Below are 1028 nucleotides of genomic sequence, written 5' to 3' on the forward strand. Positions count from 1 at the left end.
TAAAACGCATAAATCATCTATGCAAACCAAACAAGGTTTAGGAATAGATATAGGCTTAAAATCCTGTGTATGTTTATCTAATGGCTTAAGTGTTAAAGCTCCAAAACCATTAGCTAAGCTTACAAGAAAGCTTAAAAGAGTTAGTAGGCAATTAAGCAAAAAGCAACACCCAAAAACCAAAGGTGAAGCATTAGCTGGTATTAAGAAGTCTAATAACTATTTAAAGCAATCTTTAAAGCTTAGTAGATTACATAGACAAATTGCTAATGTTAGAAGTGATTTTCTGCATAAGCTAACAACTAGCTTAGTAAGGCATTATGCTTACTTTGGAATTGAAAATCTAAATGTAAGTGGTATGCTTAAAAATCATAGATTAGCAAAAGCAATTAGTGATGTAAGTTTTTATGAATTTAAAAAACAATTACAATATAAAAGTAATTATTACAAAAGAGAAGTTATAGAAGCAGATAGATTCTATCCTAGCTCTAAGACTTGCTTTAATTGTGGAAGTATTAAAGAAAACCTCACTCTTAAAGATAGAATTTATATTTGTAATAGTTGTGGAATTAGTTTAGATAGGGATTATAACGCAAGTTTGAATCTACTAAATTATGCTAAAAACAAAATAGGCTTAGTTCAAGCCGAATTTACGCCTGAGGACTTGACGGCTCTGCAATGTAATTTAGCAATAAATAACATTGTAACTAGCAAGGTTGAGACAGGAATACAACAAAAATCCTATTTATAGATTTTTATAGCTATTTATATGATTTTATAGGTTTGTAGGGACGGCTAGATAAAAAGCTGGCAATAAAAAACTTTTTCAGATACCTTAACAGGAATCCATCAAAAATATTTCACTTAAAAATAATCTATACACGAAGTGCTTAAGGATAACAACTATAAAGACTAGGTCGCCATTATTCCTTTTTTTTCTAAAAAACATCAAATACAATACACCCCTTTGGCATACCAAACTACAGAACAAAATCAGAAAGAATATATGAAAGTAAAAAATAGCTCAAGAA

1 protein-coding gene is annotated in these 1028 nt (G+C 29.6%); it reads left to right on the forward strand.

Annotation, left to right across the window (positions count from 1 at the left end):
• Positions 1-748: RNA-guided endonuclease InsQ/TnpB family protein (locus CCZ01_RS09910; RefSeq protein WP_146745255.1), on the forward strand; the 748-nt coding region annotated here is incomplete at its 5' end.
• Positions 749-1028: the final 280 nt, after the last annotated feature.

It is taken from the genome of Helicobacter monodelphidis, from assembly GCF_003288845.1.
Classification (GTDB): Bacteria; Campylobacterota; Campylobacteria; order Campylobacterales; family Helicobacteraceae; genus NHYN01.